This window comes from Vreelandella titanicae BH1 (assembly GCF_000336575.1).
In the GTDB taxonomy this organism is placed as follows: Bacteria; Pseudomonadota; Gammaproteobacteria; order Pseudomonadales; family Halomonadaceae; genus Vreelandella; species Vreelandella titanicae.
In genome coordinates this window covers 498,291-524,044 of sequence record NZ_AOPO01000001.1, presented here as the reverse complement: position 1 = coordinate 524,044, position 25,754 = coordinate 498,291, and the positions used below count along the sequence as shown (strand labels likewise).

21 protein-coding genes and 1 pseudogene are annotated in these 25,754 nt (G+C 50.5%); 17 read left to right on the top strand and 5 right to left on the bottom strand.

Going from position 1 to position 25,754, the window contains the following annotated elements:
- Positions 1 to 195: 195 nt before the first annotated feature.
- On the top strand, positions 196 to 2,145 hold the full coding sequence (locus HALTITAN_RS02210) for an FAD-binding monooxygenase (RefSeq protein ID WP_009286113.1): 1,950 nt from the start codon (positions 196 to 198) through the stop codon (positions 2,143 to 2,145).
- Between the two features lie 159 nt (positions 2,146 to 2,304).
- Complete coding sequence (locus HALTITAN_RS02205) at positions 2,305 to 2,805, top strand: MarR family winged helix-turn-helix transcriptional regulator (RefSeq protein WP_051051807.1); 501 nt, start codon at positions 2,305 to 2,307, stop codon at positions 2,803 to 2,805.
- Positions 2,806 to 3,199: 394 nt separating this feature from the next.
- On the opposite strand, the gene HALTITAN_RS02200 is transcribed toward HALTITAN_RS02205, so the two are convergent.
- Positions 3,200 to 4,102: a LysR family transcriptional regulator gene (locus tag HALTITAN_RS02200; protein WP_009286112.1), complete on the bottom strand. Its 903-nt coding sequence runs from the start codon at positions 4,100 to 4,102 to the stop codon at positions 3,200 to 3,202.
- 111 nt (positions 4,103 to 4,213) lie between these two features.
- On the opposite strand from HALTITAN_RS02200, the gene HALTITAN_RS02195 reads away from it, so the two are divergent.
- From HALTITAN_RS02195 to HALTITAN_RS02150, 10 genes are all read left to right on the top strand, one after another.
- A complete protein-coding gene (locus HALTITAN_RS02195; protein ID WP_009286111.1) occupies positions 4,214 to 4,972 on the top strand; it encodes a 5-oxoprolinase subunit PxpA in 759 nt (252 codons plus the stop codon).
- Between the two features lie 71 nt (positions 4,973 to 5,043).
- Positions 5,044 to 5,292, top strand: a complete 249-nt coding sequence (locus HALTITAN_RS02190; protein ID WP_039857531.1) for an acetyl-CoA carboxylase — start codon at positions 5,044 to 5,046, stop codon at positions 5,290 to 5,292.
- Positions 5,289 to 6,677: an acetyl-CoA carboxylase biotin carboxylase subunit gene (locus HALTITAN_RS02185; protein ID WP_039857529.1), complete on the top strand. Its 1,389-nt coding sequence runs from the start codon at positions 5,289 to 5,291 to the stop codon at positions 6,675 to 6,677. Before HALTITAN_RS02190 ends, HALTITAN_RS02185 begins: the two co-directional genes overlap by 4 nt.
- A complete protein-coding gene (locus HALTITAN_RS02180) occupies positions 6,667 to 7,563 on the top strand; it encodes a 5-oxoprolinase subunit B family protein (RefSeq protein ID WP_201764670.1) in 897 nt (298 codons plus the stop codon). Before HALTITAN_RS02185 ends, HALTITAN_RS02180 begins: the two co-directional genes overlap by 11 nt.
- Entirely contained in the window at positions 7,553 to 8,524 is a 972-nt protein-coding gene (locus HALTITAN_RS02175; RefSeq protein ID WP_039857528.1) for a 5-oxoprolinase subunit C family protein, read from the top strand. Before HALTITAN_RS02180 ends, HALTITAN_RS02175 begins: the two co-directional genes overlap by 11 nt.
- A gap of 237 nt (positions 8,525 to 8,761) precedes the next feature.
- Entirely contained in the window at positions 8,762 to 10,111 is a 1,350-nt protein-coding gene (locus HALTITAN_RS02170; RefSeq protein WP_009286110.1) for a purine-cytosine permease family protein, read from the top strand.
- Between the two features lie 267 nt (positions 10,112 to 10,378).
- A complete protein-coding gene (locus HALTITAN_RS02165; protein ID WP_039857526.1) occupies positions 10,379 to 12,424 on the top strand; it encodes a hydantoinase/oxoprolinase family protein in 2,046 nt (681 codons plus the stop codon).
- Positions 12,421 to 14,394 carry a hydantoinase B/oxoprolinase family protein gene (locus tag HALTITAN_RS02160; RefSeq protein WP_039857524.1) on the top strand — a complete coding sequence of 658 codons (1,974 nt, stop codon included), beginning with the start codon at positions 12,421 to 12,423 and terminating at the stop codon, positions 14,392 to 14,394. The genes HALTITAN_RS02165 and HALTITAN_RS02160 overlap by 4 nt, the downstream gene beginning before the upstream one ends.
- A 113-nt stretch (positions 14,395 to 14,507) precedes the next feature.
- A complete protein-coding gene (locus HALTITAN_RS02155) occupies positions 14,508 to 15,497 on the top strand; it encodes a helix-turn-helix domain-containing protein (RefSeq protein ID WP_050712945.1) in 990 nt (329 codons plus the stop codon).
- Positions 15,498 to 15,525: 28 nt separating this feature from the next.
- Positions 15,526 to 15,813 carry a cupin domain-containing protein gene (locus HALTITAN_RS02150; RefSeq protein ID WP_039857523.1) on the top strand — a complete coding sequence of 96 codons (288 nt, stop codon included), beginning with the start codon at positions 15,526 to 15,528 and terminating at the stop codon, positions 15,811 to 15,813.
- A 142-nt stretch (positions 15,814 to 15,955) separates the two neighbouring features.
- Here the strand turns inward: HALTITAN_RS02150 and HALTITAN_RS25895 are convergent.
- The 4 genes and pseudogenes from HALTITAN_RS25895 to HALTITAN_RS02135 form a co-directional block, all read right to left on the bottom strand.
- Positions 15,956 to 16,171 (bottom strand): annotated as a pseudogene (locus HALTITAN_RS25895) (transposase); the annotation flags it as partial.
- A 509-nt stretch (positions 16,172 to 16,680) separates the two neighbouring features.
- Positions 16,681 to 19,104: an AAA family ATPase gene (locus HALTITAN_RS02145; RefSeq protein WP_009286108.1), complete on the bottom strand. Its 2,424-nt coding sequence runs from the start codon at positions 19,102 to 19,104 to the stop codon at positions 16,681 to 16,683.
- Between the two features lie 433 nt (positions 19,105 to 19,537).
- On the bottom strand, positions 19,538 to 19,789 hold the full coding sequence (locus HALTITAN_RS02140; protein ID WP_039857522.1) for a hypothetical protein: 252 nt from the start codon (positions 19,787 to 19,789) through the stop codon (positions 19,538 to 19,540).
- A gap of 162 nt (positions 19,790 to 19,951) precedes the next feature.
- Positions 19,952 to 20,728 carry a UTRA domain-containing protein gene (locus tag HALTITAN_RS02135; protein ID WP_009286107.1) on the bottom strand — a complete coding sequence of 259 codons (777 nt, stop codon included), beginning with the start codon at positions 20,726 to 20,728 and terminating at the stop codon, positions 19,952 to 19,954.
- A 269-nt stretch (positions 20,729 to 20,997) separates the two neighbouring features.
- On the opposite strand from HALTITAN_RS02135, the gene HALTITAN_RS02130 reads away from it, so the two are divergent.
- Genes HALTITAN_RS02130 through HALTITAN_RS02110 form a run of 5 tightly spaced genes read left to right on the top strand, consistent with a single transcriptional unit; the run spans position 20,998 to position 25,714 of the window.
- On the top strand, positions 20,998 to 22,077 hold the full coding sequence (locus tag HALTITAN_RS02130; RefSeq protein ID WP_236614917.1) for an ABC transporter substrate-binding protein: 1,080 nt from the start codon (positions 20,998 to 21,000) through the stop codon (positions 22,075 to 22,077).
- 56 nt (positions 22,078 to 22,133) lie between these two features.
- Positions 22,134 to 22,958, top strand: coding sequence for an alkaline phosphatase family protein (locus HALTITAN_RS02125; protein ID WP_039857520.1), 825 nt, complete (start codon positions 22,134 to 22,136; stop codon positions 22,956 to 22,958).
- Positions 22,955 to 23,788, top strand: coding sequence for an ABC transporter permease (locus HALTITAN_RS02120; RefSeq protein WP_009286106.1), 834 nt, complete (start codon positions 22,955 to 22,957; stop codon positions 23,786 to 23,788). The genes HALTITAN_RS02125 and HALTITAN_RS02120 overlap by 4 nt, the downstream gene beginning before the upstream one ends.
- Positions 23,772 to 24,632 (top strand): ABC transporter permease, encoded by an 861-nt coding sequence (locus HALTITAN_RS02115; protein ID WP_009286105.1) that lies wholly within the window; start codon positions 23,772 to 23,774, stop codon positions 24,630 to 24,632. The genes HALTITAN_RS02120 and HALTITAN_RS02115 overlap by 17 nt, the downstream gene beginning before the upstream one ends.
- The gene (locus HALTITAN_RS02110) at positions 24,629 to 25,714 is read left to right on the top strand and encodes an ABC transporter ATP-binding protein (RefSeq protein ID WP_051051804.1); all 1,086 of its coding nucleotides are present in this window, start codon (positions 24,629 to 24,631) and stop codon (positions 25,712 to 25,714) included. Before HALTITAN_RS02115 ends, HALTITAN_RS02110 begins: the two co-directional genes overlap by 4 nt.
- Positions 25,715 to 25,754: the final 40 nt, after the last annotated feature.

The following is a 25,754-nucleotide window of genomic DNA, read 5'->3' as shown; positions in this document are numbered from 1 at the left end:
GCATCGTGAGGGCACAAGGATATTCATCAGAGATTAAAAGTATTCAGACGGACATACCGTCAATCGTTTTCGTTGTTTTTTACTTAGGCTGAAGGTCAATTACCAAAAAGTATAATTGCAATCTCACCAATCAGTCACAACACTGATGATCACAATGCTGATCAATATTAATAATATTTATGATGAGGAATCGCCATGCAGTTTCATCTCAACGGCTTTCAGACAGGCGACCCAAAGCGCTATACCTCTGACAAGGCAATTGCCAATTCAGACCAATTACCTAAAGAGGTCGATGTACTTATCGTCGGCTGCGGCCCAGCAGGTTTAACGCTTGCCGCCCAGCTTTCACGCTTTCCTGAGATCCGTACACGTATCGTTGAGCAGAAAGACGGGCCCATCAAGCTCGGTCAGGCCGACGGCATCGCCTGCCGCAGCATGGAAATGTTTAACGCCTTTGGTTTCGTCGACAAAGTGATGAACGAGGCGTGTTGGATCAACGAGACGGTATTTTGGAAGCCAGATGAGACAACTCCTAAAAATATAGTGCGCCACGGGCGCGTACAGGATACTGAGGACGGACTTTCCGAATTCCCTCACACGGTACTCAACCAAGCTCGTGTACATGACTTTTTTCTTGAAGTGATGCGTAACTCACCGAGCCAGCTGGAGCCAAACTACTCACGCCGGGTGGTCGATGTAAAGATTGATTCTACGCAGGCCGATGTGGTCACATTGGGCACTGAAGCGTATCCGGTAACGGTCAAGCTAGAGCGCATAGATGATGCACACCAAGGCGAGACAGAAACAGTGCGTGCCCGCTACGTGGTCGGCTGCGATGGGGCGCGCAGTGCAGTGCGTCAGTCACTTGGTCGCGCACTAGTTGGTGATTCTGCGAACCAAGCCTGGGGTGTGATGGACGTGCTAGCGGTTACGGATTTCCCCGATATTCGCATGAAGGCGACTATTCACTCTGCTAACGAAGGCAATATTTTAGTAATTCCGCGAGAAGGCGGTTACTTAACGCGCCTTTACATAGAGTTGGATAAACTCAGCGAGAACGAGCGTGTTTCGAGCCGGAATATCACCTCTGATCAACTCGTGGCTGCAGCGCAACGTATTCTCCACCCCTACAAGCTGGATGTGAAAGAAATTGCTTGGTGGTCCGTGTACGATATTGGCCAGCGCTTGTGCGATAAGTTTGACGATGTGCCCGTAGAAGCAGTTGGCAGCCGTATCCCCCACGTGTTCATAGCAGGTGATGCCTGCCATACACACAGCCCAAAAGCGGGGCAAGGCATGAATGTTTCCATGCGCGACACCTTCAATCTAGGCTGGAAGCTAGCCGCGGTGTTGCAGGGCAAAAGCTCTCCAGCAATATTGGATACCTATACTACCGAGCGCCAGACAGTGGCGAGAGAACTAATTGATTTTGATCGTAAGTTTTCTAAGATGTTCAGTGCCCCACCCAAAGGTTCGCCTGAAGATAAAGGCGACGGCGTGGATCCTAAAGAATTTCAAGATTACTTCATCAAGCAAGGGCGCTTTACTGCAGGCACGGCAATTCAGTACTACCCTTCGCTAATCTCAGCTGAACCGCTCCATCAGCACTTAGCTAAAGGGTTTGAAGTGGGCAAGCGCTTTCACTCTGCCCCGGTGGTGCGCCTGTCAGATGCTAAACCTATGCACCTGGGCCACACTATCGAAGCCGATGGCCGTTGGCGATTGTTTGCGTTTGCCGGTGCGGGCGACCCCACAGCGGCAGGCTCAGATATTGGCCGTCTATGCCGTTTTCTAGACGAGTCGCCGGACTCTCCAGTACGTAAGCATACGCCGAAAGATGAAGATATTGATGCTGTGTTTGATCTGCGCGCTGTTTGCCAGCAGGGCTTCCGCGAGCTTTCACTGGATGCTTTTCCAAAATTTCTGTGGCCGCACAAGGGAAAGTATGGTCTGCATGACTATGAGAAAGTATTCTGCCCAGACCTAAAAAATGCGGAAAATATTTATGATTTGCGTAGAGTTAACCGAGAGCAGGGGTGCCTAGTAATTGTCCGCCCTGATCAACATGTCGCCAACGTACTGCCGCTTAATGCGCACGATGAACTCGCTGCATACTTTGACCGCTTCATGCTGGTTGCCACCTGACTTACACTACGCTGACGGGCTCGCTAAAGTCGAGAACGCTGTTATACCGTGCATATATCTCACTGGATAGAATGTACAACTGACAATTCCATTGAATAGCAGCCGTGCCTCATTAACGGTCATGGCTTTTTTCATTCACTACTGAGTAAAAGCGAGAACATGGCCGGAACCCCGCTCTCCGATGCAAACGTGCTGCCAGGTAACCTACTTCGGCGCTGCCACCAGATCAGTGTTGCAATATTTCTGCGCAAGTGCGAGGCAAGCAACCTTACTCAATTGCAGTACATTATACTCTGTGCGCTCGAGGAAATGGGCCCGGTCGACCAGATCACCCTGGGCGGTTACACCGCCTTAGATCGCAATACTATAGCTGTGGTGGTTCGTAAGCTGGAAGAGCGCGGCCTTGTCAATCGACGCCGAAATCCAGAGGATCGGCGATCAATGTTTGTCAGTCTCACCGAACAGGGAGAGCAACTTCGCAACGACTCTGAATCAGCAGTTGCCGAGGTGCAGAAGGAGATTCTTGCCCCTTTGAACGAGAACGAACAGGAAGTGCTTTGCTCGCTGCTGAAGCGTATTGCTGACAGCAACAACCACTTGAGTCGTGTACCTATACGTCTTGGAGGTTTGCCCAGGTTACCAGCCAATCCAGATAAGTAATCTGCTTAAAAGCCATTGGCCTTAACTGAGCTGAGTGCAATACTTAGAATTTTTGATTTTTTGTCGGCTCATCAGTCCCCAATAACATCAGTTCATGAAAAAAATTTCCGTAACGAAGCTAAAAACCGAATTAGACGCTTTTATTATTTTATATCTGTACTAGGTAATATAGGATTAGGGCCAAAGAATTTTAAACATTTCATATTGGTTCACAGTGTGAGGAAATTGGTGCTGAAAATATAAATAGCAATACTGTGTATGAAACACCATGTCTCTCCCGTACCTGTCGAGTGATATAAAGTTGCTGTGGTAATTTAATAAAGCGAGAATTTTATAATTTATAAAAATGTAGGTTATACCATACTAATCCTATCTTAATTTTAATTTTTAACGGTTATCCAAGGAGCATTTCCGCTAAATTGCAAAACACTTTAGCAGGTGTGCTTAGTGGCCTATTTTTAGGCCACGAAATTCCTATTTCCATCGAGGGAATTGCACTGCTGAGTTCGATATGCTCGATCCTTTTACCATCAAGCGACCATGGCCGATAGACCATGTCGGAGAGGATAGTAATCCCTGTTCCATTAGCTACCATGCTTCGAACTGCTTCCACTGAGGATGTTTGAAACATTATATTTGGGGAGACTCCCTCAGGTTTCCAGTATTTGAGAGCTGTTTGATCCGCTTCGTCCACAGTCAACATGATATAGGGATGGTGGGCGATATCTTTCAGAGAAAGTTTTCCCTTGTTCAGTAGTTCATGATGACTGGCAACCCAGAGCCGTCGACGAGATTTGGTCAACGTCATCTTTTCTAACCAATGATGATGTTCAATATTGGATGTTAAAAAAATTGCCAGATCATACTCTCCTGACTTTAAACCTTGTTCAATTTCGGGTCTTGATACCTCGCTTAACTGAAGCTTTATCCCTGGGTAACGGCGTTGGAATTGCGCTAACAGTGGCGGAAGAAAATAGCCTGCCACGGTGTAGGTCATAGCTAACCGCAAGTTGCCTTCCAACTTGGTGTGAGTATCTTGCAAGCTATCAAAGGCATCATCAAGCGCTTGGAAAGCATAGTTGACACGCTGCAAAAAACGCGTGCCTTCGCGAGTGAGTAGCATTCCACGGCTAGTGCGTCGAAACAGTGCTACACCTACCTGATCTTCAATTTCCCTTACCCCAGTAGTGATCGAGGACTGGGAGACATTCAAATCAATGGCAGCCTGGGTGACACGACCACTCTTAGCAACGGCTAAAAAGTAACGAAGTTTACGGAGCGAAAGATCTCGAGACATATCGAACTACCTACAGCATTCGGATTTTTTGATAACACTCTACAAAAATTAATATTATCAATATCTCTGCTTAGCTGCCATTAATGAAAGGAAGTCCTAAGGAGAGACTACATGACAACGACGATTGATCTGAATGCAGATATGGGAGAGAGCTTTGGTGCATGGACAATTGGTGACGGGGTTGACCCTGACATTATGCCATTGATCAGTTCTGCCAATATCGCGGCAGGCTTTCATGCTGGTGACCCCTCCACCATGGTAGAAACGCTTCGCCTAGCATCTCGTCATGGGGTAAGCGTAGGAGTTCACCCAGGATTTCGTGATCTGGTCGGTTTTGGACGACGCCCCATCTTGGCATCAGCCGATGAACTAGTGAATGACGCGATTTACCAGTTGGGTGCATTTCGAGAGCTTGCCTGCCTGGAAGGCTTGGAGGTGAATCACTTCAAACTTCACGGCGCGCTATTTATGCATGCAGCGCAAGATGTGGAGTTTGCCGAAAAACTGAGTGCTGCGCTCGTAACAGTCGCTCCCACTCTGCCTGTTTATTGTCTGGCGGGCTCCGCCATTGATAAAGCGGCTGAAAGTGCTGGCCTGCCGAGAGTGCATGAGTTCTATGCAGATCGTGGCTACAACGATGAGGGCAGTATTGTTTTCGTGCGCAAGGTGCAGCGCCTAGACCCGCAGCAGGTGGCGCAAAAGGTACTACGCGCCTGCCAGGAGGGAAAGGTTGAAGCGGACAGCGGTCAGCAGGTAGCCGTTAAGTTCCAGTCCGTCTGTATTCACAGTGATACCCCAGGAGCCTTCTCACTGGTTAAGGCCGTGCGCGAGGTGCTTGACGACGCAGGAATTACGGTAGCTAAACCTTAAGTAAATTAGCATCACGTCCATGTGCTCACTTTGGGCGTACTTAAATTACGATAATTCACAGGAGTTGAATAATGACAAAACCAGAGATTCAAGCCCCTTTCCCCGGTGTGTTCTACCGCAAATCTTCTCCAGATGCCCCCGTCTATGTTGAGGAAGGTCAAGTGGTTCAAGTGGGCGATGTTATTGGCTTAATTGAGGTCATGAAACAGTTTGTGGAGCTCAAGGCAGAAGTTTCTGGAACGCTGCTACATTTTTCAGTCGACAACGAAACAGTTCTTGAGGCTGGTGATGTAATTGCAACCATGGAGATGAACGAATGATTCGTCGACTGCTGATCGTTAATCGTGGCGAGATAGCATTAAGAATTGTTCGAGCGGCACAAGAGTCTGGTCTTGTCAGTATTATTGCTCATAGCGAGGCAGACACGGACACACTTGCCGTTCAGCGGGCAGATGAAGCTGTCTGCATTGGCCCAGCGCAGGCCTCCAAAAGCTATCTCAATATTCCCGCCATCATCGAAGCGGCAAAGGCCTGTCAGGCGGATGCCGTACATCCTGGCTACGGTTTTCTATCTGAAAGTGCTGATTTTGCTCGAGCGGTCAAAGAGGCTGGCATGGTCTTTATTGGCCCTGATGCTGAAATCATTGCACGCATGGGCGACAAGGCAATGGCTCGCCAGACGGCGATTGAAGCGGGTGTTCCTGTGGTGCCGGGTTCCCCCCATGCGGTCAAGGGTCTGGACGACGCATTAGCGGTTGTCGAGAGCGTCGGCTTTCCGCTGCTGATCAAGGCTGCCGCAGGCGGCGGTGGGCGTGGTATTCGCATTGCCGAAGATAGGGATGCCTTGGGCAAGCAGTTGCCACTGGCACAGGCCGAAGCACAGGCGTCCTTCGGTGATGGGCGTGTATATTTGGAGCGTTTTATTTCTAGCGCACGACATATTGAGGTTCAGGTATTAGGTGATGGAAAGCGTGCCGTCCACTTTTTCGAACGCGAGTGCTCATTGCAACGCCGCCGCCAGAAAGTATTTGAAGAGGCTCCATCCTCAGCGCTCGATAGCGCCACTCGCAAAGCGCTTTGTGAATCTGCCGTAGCGCTTACCGAACATGTGGGCTACGTAGGGGCCGGTACGTTGGAGTACCTTTTTGATGACACCACAGGTGAATTCTTTTTCATCGAGATGAATACGCGAATCCAGGTCGAGCATCCAGTCACGGAGATGATAACCGGCGTTGACCTGGTCAGGGAAATGATCCGTCTGGCCTGTGGCCAGGCACTGCGAATGACGCAATCGGACATTAGTCTGAAGGGGTGGGCCATCGAAATGCGTATTAATGCAGAAGATCCTGAGCGGGACTTTTTCCCCTCTCCAGGTACGGTAAAAAGGCTAATTTGGCCAGCTGGGCCGGGTATCCGTATCGATAGCGGCCTGTACGAAGGCTACAAAATGCCTCCATTTTATGACTCCCTAGTGGCCAAGCTCATTGTTTGGGATGAAGATCGCGAATGCGCATTGAAGCGTGCTGGCCGTGCGCTAGATGAGTTCCAGCTTGAAGGATTTTCCACCACTGCAAGCCTGCATCGCCGCCTAGTCGAAGACCCCCAGGTTAAGGAAGGGGCTATAGATACGACCTTTCTGGAGCGTTGGCTTGCCGAGCCAGCGTCAAGTCACGTCCATGCGAAGGAGGTCATCGATGAGCAATGAGATGACAACCACAGCCCGTTATAGTCAGGCGGGTGATGAGTTCTTGTTTGTTGAGCTGAATGAAGAAATGACCCTTGAGGCATTCTTTCGCTCAATTTCAATCACCCAGCGGCTACGTGACATGGCCCTGCCGGGAATCGTTGAGATCTGCCCGGCAAACGCGTCCTATCAAGTACGCTATAACCCTGATGTCATATCTGCAGGCCAGTTGCAGGAAACGTTGGAGTCGTTGGATCGTGAGGTGTCGACCCAGCAAGTGCGTACCCTTGAAACCCGAGTGATAGAAGTGCCCGTGCTGTACAACGACCCCTGGACCTATGAAACCCTGATGCGTTTTCGTGACCATCATCAGGACCCTTCCAGTACAGACCTGGAATACGCAGCCCGTATCAACGGCTACGACAGTGTCGACGCTTTCATTGAAGCACATAGCTCAACGTCCTGGTTTGTTTCTATGGTGGGGTTTGTTGCAGGCTTGCCCTTTATGTATCAGATGGTACCGCGAGAGCGCCAAATCCAGGTGCCTAAATACCTGCGCCCTCGTACAGATACACCCAAGCAGACGGTGGGTATCGGCGGGTGCTTCAGTGTGATTTATTCGGTGCGTGGCGCCGGTGGCTATCAGATGTTTGGGGTCACCCCTATGCCTATCTACGACCCCGCAGGCGATCAGCCGCATATTGATGATTCGATGATTTATTTCCGGCCGGGCGACATCGTAAAGCATCGTGCTATAGACCGTGAGGAATACGACGCCCTGTTGTCTGCAGCAGAAAAGGGGGATTTCAAGCCACGGGTAGCATCGTTCACCTTTGATCTTGATGCTTTTTCACAAGATCCAGATGGCTACGCACGTCGTGTTAAGGAGGTACTGTATGAGCATTGAAGTCATTAAGCCTGGTCTGGCTTCGTCGATTCAGGATAAAGGGCGCGAAGGGAAGTACCACTTGGGTATCCCTCCGTCAGGCGGCATGGATCAGCGCTCCTTGATTGCCGCCAACCTGCTGCTCGGTAATCCGGAAGGTGCCGCCGTGATCGAATGTGCGCTGATGGGCCCAGAATTGCGCTTTAACGAGGCGCGTAAGGTTGTCGCCTGTGGCGCTGAGATGACGCCCCGCGTTAACGGCGAGGCCAGGCCCTTGAATGAGGTCTTCGAGGTACCAGCGGACGCAACGCTGAGCTTTGATTTCGTCAAGGCCGGAGCGCGCCTGTATCTGGCGATTGAAGGTGGCATTGATGTGCCAGAGCGGTTAGGGAGCCGGAGCACTTACACCCTGGGCTCGCTTGGAGGATTGAACGGCCGTAATCTGCAAGCAGGCGATGTATTGCACATTCTGCCTGCCCATGGTTATGCAACGCTAGGGCGTTGTCTTCCCGGTACATTACTTCCTGAGTTTTCCAAGCACTATCAATTACGGGTGATACCAGGCCTATATGCTCATCGCTTGATGCCGGAAAGCCATGCGCTTTTTTATGAGGAGGACTGGTCAGTAGCTTCGGAAGCCGATCGTATTGGCTATCGAATGAAAGGCGGCAGCCCGCTTAACTTTGTCGAGCGGGAGCCTCCTTTTGGAGCGGGTGATGACCCATCTAATATTGTTGATGCATGCTATCCAATTGGTTCTATTCAGGTTCCTAGTGGAAGCGAACCGATCATTTTGCACCGCGATGCGGTATCAGGTGGTGGTTACGCGATGATTGGTACGGTGATCAGCGCCGATATGGATACCGTGGGACAGATTCAACCTCACCAAAAGGTTAGGTTTGTCGAAGTGAGCCTCGAAGAAGCGTTAGCAGCACGTGTTAGCTATCAGCAAGAACTAGAGCGCTTAAGACAAATGCCATGATTCGCTAAAAAAGGGGTTCGGTGCACTTGACGTAAAGTGACAGTGCACCATACGCCAAACATTTACCCGATACACAGTCTATTGTGGATATGTATCTTTTTAGCTTTCAACAGAATAAAAAATAAGAAAATTACTATAAATATAATATTTAAGTTCGTCAGTTCACGTTTCAAAAAATGCGCCAAGCGCAAGCTTTTCGGCTGCCGGGCCTAAAACTAACTATTAAAGGAAAGTGATATGACACACCAAAACCAAAAAGAGGCAAAAGACCTCGATTATTCCGAACAGCCGGTCCCTCCTGAAGGACGTATGCCACGTATTAACTTAATGATGGCATGGTGGGCTGTTTGTAGCGCCATTTTTTACATGGTGGTAGCGGCCGCGATGGCACGTGCTTACGGTACAACCAATGCACTTATTGGTATTGTGCTAACCGTGATTGCTTATGGAATAATTAACGGCGTAATTAGTCGCTATTCAATGAAAACGGGTTTAACCGTTGCGCTTTTTTCGAAGATTTTATTTGGCCACTTTGGTGCAGTGGTTGCCACCCTAATATTTTTTGCAACAGCCCTCTATTATGCTGTTTTTGAAGGATATGTTATGGCATTAGTGCTCTCTGAATGGAGTGGCAATATGTCGATGGCGGTAGCAACAGGCATTGTGGTTATCTTTGGCATAGCACTTATTTTTGGCAGTGTTCAACATTGGCTCGACAAGTTTAATGGTGTGCTACTACCTGTATATGTGATTGGTATGTTAATTGCTGTTGGTATGGCGATTAACGAGTTTGGTTACCCTTCCGGTTGGATCACACGTGTCCCTGAGGGCGGAGCTTCGCCTTGGGGGTGGTTGCATACCTTTGCCTACTATATGGGTGTTTGGGTATTGATGATGTTTACCTTTGATTACGCTCGATTTGGACATGAAAAGGATACATCCTTCCACGCTCGTATTACTTTCGGTATACCATTCTATGCCATGACCTTTCTTTTTAGTGGCATCGTAGGGATATTGCTAGATTCAATGATACCTACTGATGGCCTATCGGAAGCCTCTATAGTGCTAGGTCTGCTTGAATTAATGGGGGTCGGTGGGCTGCTGTTGGTATGGGTAACCCAGAGCCGCATAAATACTGCTAACTTCTATCTGGCTACTGTTAATTTTGAGTCATTCATTCGTAAGGTTACGGGCATAAAAATGTCCAAGGTCGTTGCCGGTTGTTTAATTGGTGTGATCGCATATGTACTCATGATGGCGGATGTATTTTCCTACATTCTTCAAGCGTTAGCTTATCAAGGTGTCTTCGTGGTTGCTTGGGTCGGTGTTGCGTTAGCTCATATTTTATCTAAAACCTATCAAGATCGTTTTAAAGGTCACGTTGAACTTGATAACTCCAATATTCCCGCTTTTAATCCTTGCGGTTTACTGGCGTGGTTCAGTGCAGCAATGACCGGAATTATTATAATGAACATTCCTGGTATTGCTGGATTTTCAGCGCCTGCAACATTTTTATGCGCGTATATTGTTTATGAACTAGGGCTTAGGTTTGCTAAAGATGAGTGGTATGTTGCCGGCCTTAGGTAAATTTAATTAGTTTTTTGGGTGCGAATTTATATCATGACTTTCTTTAAATAATATTAATAGCTGATAGTTGCGTTTTATTATTTGATAAATAATTATTTATGACCACAGCTTAATATTTTTTTGAATTAAGTCATGTTGATTATCATCCGAGGATTGTTATAAGTGCCTGCAAAATATTTATAAAGCTATTATTAAAAAGTTAGCTAAATAGTTGATGCGCTACTTCCGCGAGCTAGGTGCTATCTAAGTAAACAATGAGGAATACATATGCCTGATCTTCGAGTCGCCGTCGACGCTGGCGGAACATTTACAGACGTTTGTATTTACAATTCGTCTACTCAAGAGTTTCGCGTCACAAAAGTTCCTTCTACACCAAATAACCCCATGCAGGCTGTACTTGATGGTGTCAAGCGAGGCGAGATTGAACTTGCGGATGTCGACCTGTTTTTCCATGGAACAACAGTTGCCACAAATGCGCTGATCACGCGACGTTTTCCAAAAGCATCTCTTGTGACCACCAAAGGTTTTCGTGATGTGATAGAGATCCGTGATGGCACAAAAGACAATCTTTGGGACGCATACGCGGATGTTAGTGGCCCTTACATTCGCCGTCGCGACCGTTTTGAGGTCACGGAGCGGGTGGATTATGCAGGTCAAGTAGTAACTCCGCTTAACGAAGAGGAAGCTCGTGAACTCGCCCGTAAGCTAAAGCGACGGGGTACTACCACCATCGCTGTATGCTTCATTAACTCGTATGCCAATATGCAGAATGAGCAGCGCATGCGTGAAATTCTTGAAGAAGAAATTCCAGAGGCTAATGTTTCAACTTCTTCAGAAATTCTTCCAGAAATTTTTGAACATGATCGATTCAATACGGCAGTCGCTAATACGGTGCTCGGGCCATTAGTTTATGAATATGTCAAACAGCTAGATGACGAGTTGAGCGCTGGTGGCTATACCAACGACCTTTTACTTCTGCATTCAGGGGGCGGCTCAATGACCCCTGCGATGGCGAAACACTATCCTGTTCGTCTTGCGGCGTCGGGTATTGCCGCGGGCGCAATTGCAGCTAAACACATCGCAGAACAGTGTGGCTATCAAAATGCCGTGGGGCTGGATATGGGTGGCACCTCTACCGATATTTCTCTTATCCATGACGGTGAGCTACGGGTCACGAAACAGTGGGGCGTGGAGTACGGACATCCAATTGTCTTTCCAAGCATAGAGGTACTGACTATTGGAGCTGGTGGCGGTTCGCTTGCCCATATTGATATTGCAGGAGCGTTACGTAATGGTCCGCAATCAGCTGGCGCTGATCCTGGGCCGGCGTGCTATGAACGAGGAGGCGTCGAGCCAACCAATACTGATGCAAACCTGGCTCTCAATAGGCTTGGTAGAAGCCTAGCAGGCGGCGCGCTTGAGCTGAGCAGAGAAAAGGCAGAACATGCGATTAATGAAAAAATTGGACATTCGTTGGCATTGAATACTGCTGAGGCGGCGGAAGCTATTCTCAAAGTGGCCAACGCCAATATGGCGGATGCTGTGCGGTTGGTATCTATCCGGCGTGGCCTCGATCCACGCGATTTTGCATTAATTGCTTTCGGGGGCGCAGGGGCTTTACATGGCGCGGAAGTTGCTAAAGAGCTAGGTATACCTGCAGTTATCGTACCCCCTAATCCCGGCGTTACATCTGCATTGGGGTGTCTGCTTGTCGATATTCAGCATGATTTATCGATGATGTACACCGCCGAGGCTGGCAGTGCGGATATTGAAGACCTCAACCAACGATTTCGCTCTCTTGAAGATGAGGCGGCAGATCGACTTCGCCATGAAGGTGTTGCCGATAAAGATGTAGTGCTTCAGCGTGGCATCTCGATGCGCTACCAAGGCCAGTGGCGCTCATTGCAGGTGCCGATGGGCAGTGGGGTGAACTCTCTGCAAGATGCAATAGGTACTTTCCACCAAGAGCATGAACGCCAGTTTTCCTTCAGTCAGCATGATCAGCCTGTTGAAATCTATCAGCTACACCTACGTGCAGTAGGTAAAACACCTAAACCATCGTTTACTCCCTTTGATTTGGTGTCTGACGCGAAGGTAGAACCCCATGCTCGACGTGAAGTCTTCTTTGACGGTGATTGGTACGATACTCCGATTTTCGAAAGAGCTGCTTTGCCGCCCGGTTTTGAGCTAACGGGGCCTGCGATTATTGACCAACTAGATTCCACTACTGTTGTACCACCAAAGACAGTTGCATCCATTGATGAATGGAAAAATATCAAGATTCGGATCGTGCAGACAGGAGAGCAAGCATGAAAAGGGCACACGATATGAAGGATGGCGTTCTCGATCCCGTAACTTTCGAAGTGTTGAAAAATGCGTTTGCCACCAGTGTTGACTTGATGAGTGAGCAAATATTGCGCACGTGTTATTCATTCGTAATTTATTCGCGTGACTTCTCTTCTGCGCTGTGTGATGCAAAAGGCAATACAGTTATGCAGGGTAGCGGTGATATTGCAGTACATGTCGGCACGCTGCACTTTCAATGTAAAGCTGTACTGGAAGAGTTCGAAGGGGATATTCAAGCAGGCGATGTGTTTGCCATTAACGACCCTTACAGAGGCGGGACACACTTAAATGATGTAAGTTTTATTCGCCCTATCTTCGTCGATGATGAAATTATCGGCTTCGCTCAGAATAAAGGCCATTGGGCGGATATAGGCGGTAACGTTCCTGGGTCGTTTGATGTTAATGCTAGCACTCATTTTAGCGAAGGTCTGCGTATTACGCCGATACGGGTCTGGCGGTCGGGCACCTTCCTACATGATGTAGCTCAACTTTTGGTCTCCAATACCCGTGCGCCTAGTCAAGCTATGGGGGACCTGCATGCGCAAGCCGAAGCTACTGCTGTCTGTGAACGTGAAATATTACGTTTAGTCGATAAATACTCGAAAGAGACTGTTGTTGCCGCTATGCAAGAAACTCAAGATTACGTTGAGCGTATTGTATTAAAGAGTTTGGCCGGTATGCCAACAGGTGAGTGGCAAACAGTTGATTATCTTGATGCCGACCCTGCGCTGGGAGAAGGGATGGTGCCTATTAAGATCAAGTTGAAGCTTGATGGCAACGGTATTCACTATGATTTAACCGGCTCGGCACCTGCTGTATCTACTTTTTTAAACTCTGGATATGGAACGACCCACTCAGCTATTTACGCTGGCACCAAAACTTTCTTCCCCGATGTGCCGCTTAACTCAGGTTTCTATCGAGCCGTAACGGCGAATATTGGTGAGGAGGGGACCGTTGTAAACGCAGGCTGGCCGCATGCAGTAACAGGATTCTGCTCGGGCCCTTACGAAAAAATCATGAATGGAATTTTTGAACTTTGGAGCGGCATAATGCCAGAACGTGCTATGGCATGTGCGTTTAATCTGGAGTACCTGCTCATCGGAGGCAACGATGTGCGTACCGAAAAGACTTCTTATTTCATGTGGTACGACTGGATGGCAGGTGGCTGGGGTGGGCGTCAAACAAAAGATGGCTCGTCAGCAACCTCTCCTGTCTTTGGCACGGGTTTAGCCGTTCAGCCTGTAGAAGGTCAAGAACGTTTAAATCCCGTGTTGACGATGTGTCATGAAATAAGCACTGATTCCGGCGGCCCGGGCCGCTTCCGGGGCGGCTGTGGCGTTGAGAAAGGGGGAGTCCTCACAGATGTTGACAAGACAGTGATGAGCTATTGCTGCGACCGCGGACGTTCAGTGACCTGGGGAATCGAAGGTGGTCTACCATCTGTGCCGCATGGCGTTTGGATTAACAAAGGAACAACTGAAGAGAAATACTTAGGCGCTACGTTCTCAAATGTTTCTGTGCATGCAGGAGATACTTTTACCCGTCCTTCAGCTGGCGGCGGCGGTTTTGGTGATCCACTTGAGCGTCCCGCTGAAGAAGTGCTGGAAGATGTGATAGATGGGTATGTCTCTGTGAAGAGAGCAGAGAGTGACTATGGTGTTGTCATCAATATAAATGATCCCGACGTGGATGATTATGACATTGATGTTGAGCATACCAAAAATGCTCGAGAGTGGATTCGCGCCCATCGTAAAGAGTGGCTTGAAGTGGCACCGCAAGAAGTAGCTGAGCAATACCGTGATGGCACGCTGGATGTACTAGATATTATTCGTCGCTACGCAGTGATACTTGATTGGGGAACAGGCGAGTTGTTAGAGAAATCGACTCAGCAATTCCGTGAATCCGTACGTCGACGGTCTTCGCATTATTGGACATGATCTCGATAACACTCTTATAACGATGATAACCCTCTGAAATTTCTGTTTCAGAGGGACTCTGCCATTTGGCATTACGCCATCCCAAACGTTGCGAATATCGTGGGGCAGATAACATGAATAAAGCTAATTTAATGTTAACGTCTAATTCACAGGGTCGCTGGACACAGCTCATTTCTCAAACGTATTTTCCGTTAACTCTCAATTACGGGAATCAGGAGGCTAAGTTTCAAGGATCCCTAAAAGTGTGGAAAGCGGAGGGAAGCGACTTTTCCTTATCGCGCCTTTGCTCCTATCAGGCTGAGTATTCAAGGTGTCAATCGCAGATTGCCCATGATGATCACGCGTCGTTCCTGGTTACCATTCCACTACGAACAAATGTATTTTTCTCTCAGCATGGCCGTAGCTTGGATTGCCCACCAGGGCACTTCATTGTCGAGCAGGGAGATGCCCCCTATCGTTTTGGTTATGAATCTCCGAATGATATGTGGGTTTTTAAAATCCCAAGTCAATCAATGAAGTACCGCATCCGACGGCCTGAACGATATTCCCAACACTGCTTTTCTGCTAAAAAAGGGATTGGCTGTGCCTTTGTTGAGTTCCTAATGATTTGCTCACAGCGTGTCAATGAGTGCAGCATTGATGATCAGAATTGTTTGTTTGAGCAGGCGCTAAATATGTTATCTCTTGTTCTAGAGCAGGATGAGAGAGTGCTGAGTAGCGACCAATCACATTTGAAAACCGCTCATTTGATGCGTATCGAGCGGTACATATCTGCCAATCTTGGTAATCCTGAATTAACCCCAGCTCGCATTGCAGGCTTTTGCGGAATTTCATTGCGCTATCTTCATAAGCTATTTTCCGGGTCTGGATATACTGTACGCGAGTGGGTGCGGGTACAGCGACTTGAGGCAGCTCATCGTGATCTGGAGGCATCGCCCAGTGGTATTAATATTGGTGAAATTGCCTACCGCTGGGGATTCACCGATCAAGCCCAGTTCTGTCGAGCGTTTCGGCAGCACTTTGGATACTCTGCGAGCGAACTACGCAGTAACTCTGCTAATACTAAATCCCCTGGAGAAAAAGCAATTGGCGTTTGGCATTAAAGCCAAACCAACATGAAAAGGTATTACCATGAAAAGAATGCAAGCCAGTAGCCATTTACAAATCGAAAACAGCCAAGTGATTGTGACACGCTGGGATTTTCCTCCCGGTTCTGAAACAGGCTGGCATCGCCATGAGCATAACTATGTCATTGTGCCGATCATAGGTGGCAAAATGCTGCTAGAAACCGAAGAGGGAAATCGTGAAGTTATACTAGAAGCAGGGGTTTGCTATAACCGCGAAGAAGGTACTGAACATAACGTGATCAATAATGGAAAATCGCCTTTTTCTTTTGTGGAAGTTGAGATTAAAAAATAGAGACGTATTGAAAGCTGATTTTTTTAAAGTCTTGGCGGATGCAGGCTCTGAGTGCAGCATACTCATTGGATGGTTGATGGGCTTTCATGGTATTTGCCCATCAGATTGCTCATCACTTTTATCGGACATTTAAAACCTGAATTTAACTAATAAGTGCAGCACCTGCGGTTTCTAGTACTCCTGAGTATTCACCTAAGAACCCCTGTGCTGGGGTTCGGTATCCCAGTCGCTTTCTTGGTCTATCGTTTAGCTTAGTGATGACACTCCGTAGCTCGGTATTGATCACTTTTCGGAAGTCAGTACCTTTAGGAAAATACTGTCTAATCATGCCATTGGTGTTTTCATTGGTGCCACGCTGGGATTAGCGATACCCATTCAGCCATTGTGGCAGTTTATTACGCTGATAGGCGGGGGGATTAGGTGCTTATGCCAAGGTGGTCATCATGGTGAGTTAAGCAGTAAAGGTAAGGCGCTACCGCCAAAGGTCAAAACCGTCCGAAAATCGGACATCTTAAAATCACGCTATGTGTCCGCTTTGATGGTGACGATGGGCAGCGGTCGGTGTCAATCGGGATAAAGCGGAAAGAGTTATAATCCTTTATTTTGTAATAACTTATTGTTTTTAATAAAATAAATTGATATTTTTCGATAGGTGATTTTGGTGGGTAAACTCATCTATGATGCTTGGGATTAGCCTCCGAAGCCGAGGGTCGCAGGTTCAAATCCTGCCGGGCGCGCCAAATTGTAAAAAAGGGGGCCTGCGAAATCGCAGGCCCCCTTTTTTGGTCGTCAGTTAGGACCTTTTACCTGCTATTAATTTATAGATGCAGCTTAATATGATTCTGCATCTAAGACTAAGGGCCTTCTTCAGGATGTTCGTTCTGGTTCTCCAATACTTTTAAGAAGGGCGTTATATTGGTCTTGATCAGCGGCATAGATTTTATCCAAAACATAATTGGCCACCTTGGATATTTCAGGAATTTCCACTGGTTTGAAACCTCTATCGGGTACGGCCTCAAGGTGAGAGAACTCATTATTAAGGCGGTTTACTAGCGCAATCGCTGTATCTTCCTCTTCTCCAAAGAACTTCTTGATTCTTTCAAAGGCATCATTTCTGTTGTCGTGATAGGGGTACTTAAAAAATAAAAATGCTTCAAGAAATTTCCTTAAATTATTGCCAAATCCAAAGAATGGCTCATAGTTAATATGTGCATTTTCTGGATCCTTACATTTGTAGATTTGATGGAAGAGATAATGAAACTCAGTGATGTAATCTTTGAGGTAGGATGGCATAAGCAAGATGTTGCTTGATGCACCATTACGCTCAATCATAAAATGTTCGTTATCATCAACACTTTTTTGTTTCCCTTCTCCTGCAGTGATCTTTTTCTTAGGGATAGAGAGACGCTTCAAGTATTTGAGGAAGTCAAGGTTGTGTGTCGAGATAAAAAGCTGTTTGTAGCGGTAGGCGTTTGAGCCGTCGGGATTCTTAATTGGTTTGGCAATTAAGCTTTCAATCAGACTAAATATAAAGAAAATGTGATTTCCATCCAAGCTGGAAATAGGGTCATCTATATAAATAATAAGTTCTTTTCCCATACTGTCGGGATCTTCAAGTTTGGCAATAAAATAGCAGAAAGCAATTAGGCTACACTCACCTTCGCTGAGGTTGTATGCGGACTTTCCATCTCTGATAATTTCAAACTTGACTGTTGTTTGGTCTAAATTGTCTTTAGCTTCAAGTTTGATTCCATCATGGCCAAAGAAATGACTGAGCAAGGAGTTGACTCTATCGGCTCCTTTACTTTCATCCTTCTGTTTCGCTCGCAAGGCAGAAACTGCTGATTCTGACTCACGAATTTCCTTCTCAGCTTCGTCGTACGTAGTTCTCGCTCCATCCATGTCAGTCTTTAAATTGTTAATCTTAACAATTTCGTCATCATGATTGATTGCTTGGGAAAAAGTATAGACGTTAGCCAGACGAAGTGCATTTCTGGCTGCAGTCTTGTCTTTTTCAAGTGTTTTCGTCTTGCTGTTGCTTGTGGAAATCAACGCATTTATAGCATCCACATGCTTCTGAATTGTTTTGTCATCATGAATAGAATCTTTCAAGGAAATGACCTGAAAGAGGTTGCTTTTGCGATCTTCCAAGGCTTTTTTCAGTGCTTCCAGATCTTTTTTATAGACTCCCAATGCATGAGAAAGAGCTGCACTACTTGTGTCAAAAGCAGATCGCTCTTCTGTATAAAACTGGTCTCTTTTAAAGCTGTTGAAGTCAGCAATTGCATTTATCTCATTGTTGACGGTCAAGATCGCAGCATCTAAAGCGGCTTCAAGGTCTCCAGACTCTTTACTAAAATGAGAGTCCAGTACTTGCCAAATATTGTCTGGTAAGGCCTGGCGACAAAATGCGCAAGTATCACGTTTTTTACGGTGGTGACCGATTCCCTGCTTGACCCAGAGTTGTAGAACACTATCATTAAGCAGTTCTTGAATCGGTTTTGTGGGCGTAATTTCTTTTGATAGAAGTGGCTCTGCAGCACTACGCAATGAATCAAAATTTAGTTGTATTTCCAATGTGCCAGTTATATCTGGTAGGGCTTCTTGCTTTAATAGAGCAAGCTTTGCAGCTTGTTCGTCAATAGTCAGAGTTACGAAGTCAGGCTTCTTAGTGGCAGCAATGTCACTTTTAATGCTTCCAATGTTGTATACGGGAGAGCCATACTCCCGATTCTTCTTGATCTCGTTATTTGCGTGGGAGCGCAATTTTTCTTCCAAAGAGTTAGAGGCAGTGCTATGGCTGGTCTCTGTACGATCACGTTCCTTCTTCTTCGTTTCTAGCTCATACCGAAGACCGCATTTACCTTCCACACTACCAAGCCTGGTTTCTATGGCTGAAATTGCATCATCAATCTCTTTGTTTTGCTCACCGACGATGGCGAATGTCTTGATTTCCCCATCAACCTGGTTGACCAGGAAACCCAGGTTGTCTGTTACGAAGTCACGGTTATAGACCCGGACGTCATAGTTGTGAGCCGGTATTGTTGCATGCGTAACATTGCCCTTCTCCCCGTAGATAGTGAAGGAGGGGTTATGGTAGCTGAGTGGGGTCTTGCGTATCTCTAGGGCACGAAAAACTCGGGAAAGGGTCGTCTTCCCAGAGTAATTACGTCCATAGATGATGTTGAGGCGTTTGAAATTCTGAACGTTTTTGCCTCTATCACGAACGGTCTTCTTCCACTCCAAACCGCTGAAACTTCCAAAGCTTGCTATGTCTATTTGGTTTATCACCGGCCTATAATCCCCAATTTTTCTTTTTAGCTAGTTGAAATAGAACGCTTTGAGTCATTAACTGCCTTTATGCTCTATCTCGATTTGTATGCTCTGCCTTTTACCTGCTCAACCCTCTACTAAATTTACCCTAGCATAGGCTGCTTAAGCGGGCTGAGCTTCGTAAGCTTTCTTTTCAACGCTTCACCTATTCGTGAATGGAGCTAACGCGCGAAAAGGTCTCGCCGAATGTAGTAGCCATTATTGAAGAGCACACAGCATTGTTCCCAGTGCTTTGTAGGAGTGAATTGTAGCTGTCTTTGATAGATTCGCAGGAATGCGCGCTCACAACTGAGCATTAATTAGGAAGCAGACGGTTGCAGATACAACCTACCTAGCTTCACCACTTGAAACAGGGGCCTGCAATTGCTCGCAGGCCCCTGTCTTGTATCTCCTAATCTTCCGGCTTCAACTCTTCCTGCCTAGGTGGGCTGCCTACCCGTACTTCGCTGAGTTCTTCTTGGGAGAGGCCTCGGTAAAGCGCGAACATCATGATAAACACCAAAATAAACATCGGCAGGCCGACCACGGTGATTACTTCCTGCAATACGGCCAGCCCGGCATCGCCCGCCAGCACGATAAACAGGCGGCCAGCACGCCTTCGGAGACGCCCCAGAAGACCCGCTGGTGTGCGCTGTCGGTACACAGCATATCGACGACCAGGGGGGCTGCGTTTCTCCTCCGGATGCTTCAGTTGTAGCCCTCTAACATGGCGTGATTGCCGTTTTCAGAAAGCAGCTCTCGCTCAAGGGTGCTTGATGCACGAAACGGTTAACGTTCCTCTATAACGCGTCGGGGCGGCGCTACGCTACGCACTACTCTGCGGCGCCGCCGACACAGTGAGTTCAATCGCATCATGTCGCCAAAGCTCATCGTCATAATCGATGGCTCGGCCATTCTGGTCGTAGTTGATGCGAGTGACGCGCTGAGCAGGCCCTCCTGAGGCCGCGCGCAGTGCCTCAGCCGCACGACAATGCAGCACCGTGGAGCAGAGCTCGAAGCTGACACGGCTGATGCGTATGCCGTAGTGGCTGCGATAGAGCTCGGTGAGTGAGCAGGTCACGAGGTCGTGCGCGAGGATCCCGGGGAAGCAGTCCGCGCGCAGGTAGTGTTCGACATATAGCACGGGGCGCCCATCGATACGGCGTGCCCGGATGATGTGGAAAACCGGTGCTCCTTCCAGGATGCCCAGGCGGGCCGCGACCTTGGGTTGGGCAGGGCACTGGGTGGCTTTGAGTACCTCGGTTTCCGGGCAGCGCTGCTGGGACGCTACCATTTCCTTGAACGGCAGAGAGGCGAGTAAGTCGTAGCGAAGACGAGGAGGAGAGACGAACCAGCCGCGGCGGCTCTCCCGATAGATGCGACCTTCGGCCTCCAGTTGCATCAACGCCTCACGTAGTGTGATGCGTGTGGTTGAGAAGCGCTCCATCATCTGTCGTTCGGAGGGTAGGCGCCCAGTGGCAGAGGGGGCCTCCTCGGCCAGCATGCCCAGTAGCGCCTGCTGAAGGCGGCTGGTCGGTGGCGTCAGGCGGGGTAAAGCGTTATCCGCGCTAAATGGCGTGGCGTGTGGCAGCGTAGTGGTCAAAGGAAGCTCGCTTCTGGTCTAGTTCAGACTGCTTAAGCTCGCACGCAGTCGTCTGCAGGTTATTTTAGCGAAGATATCATGTCAGGGCGATGACATGTCTGATCTATAACCGCCAATTTTAGCAGCAATTTCCGCTATTGTAAGGACATGTGAATGTCATTCAAGCGACATGCCTTTGTCATTTCCACCCCCTAGTATGCCTTTTGTTAGCCGTTACTGAACTAGACCAGATGGCGGCATCACCCTGACTAACCGAATGAGGCCATACTGTGAATCCGACACGCTCGTCGCTGCTGCAACTGACGCTAACCGCTGCGCTCGGAACGGCGCTTCTCGCCAGCCAAGCCCAAGCGGATACCGACCTGTCCGAACTGATCGCCGCTGCCCAGGAGGAGGGGCGAGTCGACAGCGTCGGCATGCCGGACTCCTGGGCCAACTGGAAAGACACCTGGGCCGATTTGCACGAACAGTATGGTTTGGAGCATATGGATACCGACATGAGCTCCGCCGAGGAGATAGCCAAGTTCAAGGCCGAGGGTGAAAATGCCACCGTTGACATCGGTGACGTGGGCATCAGCTTTGGCCCCATCGCCGTGTCAGAAGGCGTGACTCAGCCCTACAAGCCGACGACCTGGGAAGAGATTCCCGATTGGGCCAAGGATGAGGACGGCCACTGGGTATTGGGCTATACCGGCACTATCGCCTTTATGATCAACAAGCAGCTAGTGACGGAGGCGGAGCGGCCGCGCACCTTTGCTGACTTGGTCGAGGGCGACTACAGCGTAGCGCTGGGCGCCGTAGGGCAAGCGGCGCAGGCTAACAGCTCTGTGCTCGCCGCCGCCTATGCCAACGGTGGTGATGAAAATAACCTGCTGCCAGGGCTGGAGCTGTTTGCCGAACTGGCCCGCCAGGGGCGGTTGTCACTGGCGGATCCCAGCATCGCCAACCTCGAGAAAGGGGAAGTCGAGGTTGCGCTGATGTGGGACTTCAACGCTCTGAACTACCGTGATCAGATCAACCGTGATGCCTTCGATGTGGTCATTCCTGGCGATGCCTCGGTGACTTCTGGCTACGCCACCATCATCAACAAGCACGCTCCGCATCCAAACGCGGCCAAGCTGGCTCGCGAGTTCATCCTCTCTGACGAGGGGCAGTTCAACTTGGCGGAGGGGTATGCCCGCCCGATTCGCGCCGAGCACCTGACCCTGCCCGAAAAGATCGCCGCCAAACTGCTGCCCAATGAGCAGTACGCCAATGCCCGCGCGGTAGAGGATTTCGACGCCTGGGAAATGAGCGCTCGGCAGCTGCCGAGCCAGTGGCAGTCCCAGGTGCTGATCCATCAACAGTAACCACCTCCTCTTCCCGACTGACGGCCGCCTCCCCAGGAGGCGGCAAGGAGCCTGTGATGTCTCACCGCGTCATTCTCGTGGTGCTCGATGGCCTTAACCATGCCGTGGGGCGGCACGCTATGGGCCACCTACACGCTCTCTGTGAAGCGGGCCGTGGCAGCTTCCACGCGCTTAATTGCGAGCTGCCAGCCATGTCCCGCCCCCTCTATGAGTGTTTGCTGACCGGCGACCGTCCTGTGGACTCTGGGGTGGTACATAACCAGGTGGTGCGCCGATCAACGGGCACCAGCCTATTCGATCTGGCGGTTCGCCAAGGGCGGCGTACCGCCGCGGCGGCCTATCACTGGGTCAGCGAGCTCTATCTTGAGGCTCCCTTCGTGCCTGCCCGCCACCGTTTCCACCAGAATGCGGAGAGCGCGATCCAGGTGGGCCTCTTCTACTGGCAGGATCACTACCCTGACGATCACCTGTTCAGCGACGCCGAAGCGCTGCGCCGGCTCAACGCCCCTGACTTTCTGCTGGTGCACAGCATGAATGTCGATGATGCCGGCCATCGCCATGGCGGCGAGTCGCCCCAGTACCGCAACGCCGCACGTCGGGCCGATAGCGCCCTGGCAGACTATTTGCCGCAGTGGCTGGCTGAGGGCTACCAGGTGATGGTGACCGCCGACCATGGTATGAACGCCGATGGTTCTCACTCGGGCCTGCTGGAGGAAGAGCGCCGGGTGCCACTGTGGCTATTTGGCGAGGCATTTGCTCATGCGCCGGTGGCATCGCTGCAGCAGCCAAGGCTGTGCGGTACCTTGGCCACCTTGCTGGGCCTGGAGCATGACAAACCCTATCACGCCGAGCTGCTGGTCGAGGGGAGGGCGGCGTCGTGAAGCGTCTACTGCCCGCCTGGCTATGGCTGGTACCCTTTGCGCTGGTATTCGTGGCCTTCCAACTGGCGCCGCTCGGCTGGATCGCCATCAGTGCCTTCCACGTCGAGGGCGCCTGGGGGCTCGGCCACTTCAGGGAAATCGCGGGTTCGACCTTCTTTCGTCAGGCCATTGGGCGCAGCCTGGAGATTTCACTGATTTCGAGCCTTCTGGGGCTGATCATCGCCACCCTGGCATGCCACAGCCTGACCCGCACCAGCGGTCCGCTGCGGCGCTGGATGATCGCCTTCACCAATATGACCAGCAACTTTGCCGGTGTACCGCTGGCCTTCGCGTTCATCATCCTGATGGGCGCCAACGGGGTGTTGACCATAGCCCTTCAGCGTGTGGGGCTGATCGACAGCTTCTCGCTCTATTCGCGCAACGGCCTGATCGTGATCTACACCTGGTTCCAGATTCCTTTGGGCATACTGCTGCTGTTTCCTGCCTTCGAAGGATTGCGGGCAGAGTGGCGGGACGCTGCCAGCCTGCTGGGCGCCGGGCGCATCGCCTACTGGCGCCATATCGGTCTGCCGATCCTCCGGCCGGCACTGGCGGGGACGCTGACGATTCTGATCGCCAACGCCATGGGCGCCTATGCCACCGTCTATGCGCTGGTCAATACCAGCTACAACCTCATGACTATCCGTATCGCCAATCTGGTCTCGGGGGATCTCTTCCTGCAGCCCAATCTGGCCAGTGCCCTGGCGCTGGTTCTGGTCGGGTTACTGGCAATGGTCACCCTGATTCAGCAGTGGATAGTGCGCAGGAGCCATTATGTCGTTGAACGCTGATCTCACCTTATCCCGGCCAGAGGAATCTCCACTGCCAATACGTCGCCTTGTCTGGCCGTCGCCCTATGCACTGGTGGTGTGGAGTGTGTTCACGCTACTGGCGCTGCCGCTGCTCGCCACCCTGGGTTATGCGTTGGCGTCCAGTTGGGGGGCCACCCTCCTGCCTGATGGGGTGACCCTGAAGTGGTTTGGGGAGCTATGGAGTACACCGCGCTTTCAGTGGGCCTTCACCCGCTCAATGCTGGTCACGGTAGGAGCGCTGGCGCTGAGTTTAGTGCTGGTGGTGCCGGTAGCGTTCCTGGCGCATACCCGCTACCCACGGCTGGATGCCTGGATGAGTGGCCTTATCCTGGTGCCCTTTGCAGTGCCTCCTGTGGTCTCCTCGGTAGGGCTGCTGCAACTCTACGCTGGCGGCCCGCTGCCACTGGTGGGCACCCCCTGGATACTGATGTTTACTTACGTGACGATCGCGCTGCCCTTCGTCTACCGGGCCATTGCCAACAGCCTGCGCACCATCGATGTAAGGTCACTGATGGAAGCCGCGCAACTGCTGGGGGCAACGCCCTTCAAGGCCTTCTTCCTGGTCATTCTTCCCAACATCCGCGTGGGGGTGCAGGTCGCCGTGTTCCTGTCCTTCTCCTTCCTGATTGGCGAGTTCGTCTTCGCCAACATGCTGGTAGGGACGCGCTTCGAGACCCTTCAGGTGTATCTCAACAATATGCGAGGCTCCAGCGGCCACTTCACCAGCGCATTGGTGATCACGCTCTTCCTGTTCACCCTGCTGCTAACCTGGTTGGGGAACCGTCAGGCCGGTCACGCCATTACCAAGGGGGCGAACCCATGACGACCCTAAGCGGTGCTCCAGTAGTCAATGACAGCCCCCTGGCCGCTGGCTATCTCCATCTCGAGGGGTTGGCCAAGCGTTTTGGCACTACCCAGGTGTTTTCTCACATCGATGCGGTGATCGCCAAGGGTGAGTTCGTCACGCTGCTGGGGCCCTCCGGTTGCGGAAAATCGACCCTGTTGCGATCTATTGCCGGGTTGAATCGGCTGGATGAGGGGCGAATCGTGGTGGATGGCGAAGAGATCACCGCACTTCCACCGCAGCAGCGTGGTGTTGGCATGGTCTTCCAGCATTATGCTCTGTTTCCCAACATGCGGGTGACCGACAACGTCGCCTTCGGCCTGCGTATGCAGAAGGTGCCGCATGAGGAACGCCGCCGCCGGGTGGATGAAGTACTGCGTCTGGTAGAGCTCAATGTGCATGCTGACAAGTTTCCCCACCAGCTCTCCGGCGGGCAGTGTCAACGCGTGGCTTTAGCAAGAGCGTTGGTGGTTGAGCCGCGTATCCTATTGATGGATGAGCCGCTCTCAGCGCTCGATGCCCGTATCCGCGGCCATCTACGTCAGCAGCTGCGCGATATCCAGCAGACATTAGGTTTGACGACCCTGTTTGTGACCCACGATCAGGAAGAGGCATTGGTGATGTCTGATCGTATCTTCCTGATGCATGACGGGCACATCCTGCAGCAGGGAAGCGCCGAAGAGCTCTATACGCGGCCCAGGGACTACCACGCGGCGGGCTTTATGGGGCACTACAACTTACTTTTCGGCGATCAGGCCCGTCCACTGTTAGGAGAGGGTTTCGACTCAGCACGCGTGGCGCTGCGGCCAGAGGCCCTTTACCTCCAGCCACTGGCAGACGGAGCGATGGGCGTGGAGCGACCGGCTCGCCCTGGCCCAGAGTGCCCCGGGGTCATACGCCGCTGCCAACTGCTCGGCAACATCGTGCGTTATTCGGTGGAGTGCGCCGGGGTGGCGCTCTGTGTCGATACGCTCAACCGCGGTAGCCGGCATCTGCTGACGGAAGGCAGCCAAGTAGGGGTAGTGGTGGATCTCGATGAGGTTCAGGCGTTCGTAGAGTGAGTAGGTGCCGTTCATCGATGTCCTTTATCCGTGGCGCTCT

Bases quoted from the DNA above. Each gene is read 5' to 3' on its own strand.
- HALTITAN_RS02150 (WP_039857523.1), top strand. From the start codon at position 15,526: ATGAAAAGAATGCAAGCCAGTAGCCATTTACAAATCGAAAACAGCCAA.
- HALTITAN_RS02110 (WP_051051804.1), top strand. From the start codon at position 24,629: ATGACGACCCTAAGCGGTGCTCCAGTAGTCAATGACAGCCCCCTGGCC.
- HALTITAN_RS02205 (WP_051051807.1), top strand. From the start codon at position 2,305: ATGGCCGGAACCCCGCTCTCCGATGCAAACGTGCTGCCAGGTAACCTA.
- HALTITAN_RS02200 (WP_009286112.1), bottom strand. From the start codon at position 4,102: ATGTCTCGAGATCTTTCGCTCCGTAAACTTCGTTACTTTTTAGCCGTT.
- HALTITAN_RS02190 (WP_039857531.1), top strand. From the start codon at position 5,044: ATGACAAAACCAGAGATTCAAGCCCCTTTCCCCGGTGTGTTCTACCGC.
- HALTITAN_RS02175 (WP_039857528.1), top strand. From the start codon at position 7,553: ATGAGCATTGAAGTCATTAAGCCTGGTCTGGCTTCGTCGATTCAGGAT.
- HALTITAN_RS02160 (WP_039857524.1), top strand. From the start codon at position 12,421: ATGAAAAGGGCACACGATATGAAGGATGGCGTTCTCGATCCCGTAACT.
- HALTITAN_RS02170 (WP_009286110.1), top strand. From the start codon at position 8,762: ATGACACACCAAAACCAAAAAGAGGCAAAAGACCTCGATTATTCCGAA.
- HALTITAN_RS02185 (WP_039857529.1), top strand. From the start codon at position 5,289: ATGATTCGTCGACTGCTGATCGTTAATCGTGGCGAGATAGCATTAAGA.
- HALTITAN_RS02125 (WP_039857520.1), top strand. From the start codon at position 22,134: ATGTCTCACCGCGTCATTCTCGTGGTGCTCGATGGCCTTAACCATGCC.
- HALTITAN_RS02210 (WP_009286113.1), top strand. From the start codon at position 196: ATGCAGTTTCATCTCAACGGCTTTCAGACAGGCGACCCAAAGCGCTAT.
- HALTITAN_RS02115 (WP_009286105.1), top strand. From the start codon at position 23,772: ATGTCGTTGAACGCTGATCTCACCTTATCCCGGCCAGAGGAATCTCCA.
- HALTITAN_RS02165 (WP_039857526.1), top strand. From the start codon at position 10,379: ATGCCTGATCTTCGAGTCGCCGTCGACGCTGGCGGAACATTTACAGAC.
- HALTITAN_RS02195 (WP_009286111.1), top strand. From the start codon at position 4,214: ATGACAACGACGATTGATCTGAATGCAGATATGGGAGAGAGCTTTGGT.
- HALTITAN_RS02180 (WP_201764670.1), top strand. From the start codon at position 6,667: ATGAGCAATGAGATGACAACCACAGCCCGTTATAGTCAGGCGGGTGAT.
- HALTITAN_RS02155 (WP_050712945.1), top strand. From the start codon at position 14,508: ATGAATAAAGCTAATTTAATGTTAACGTCTAATTCACAGGGTCGCTGG.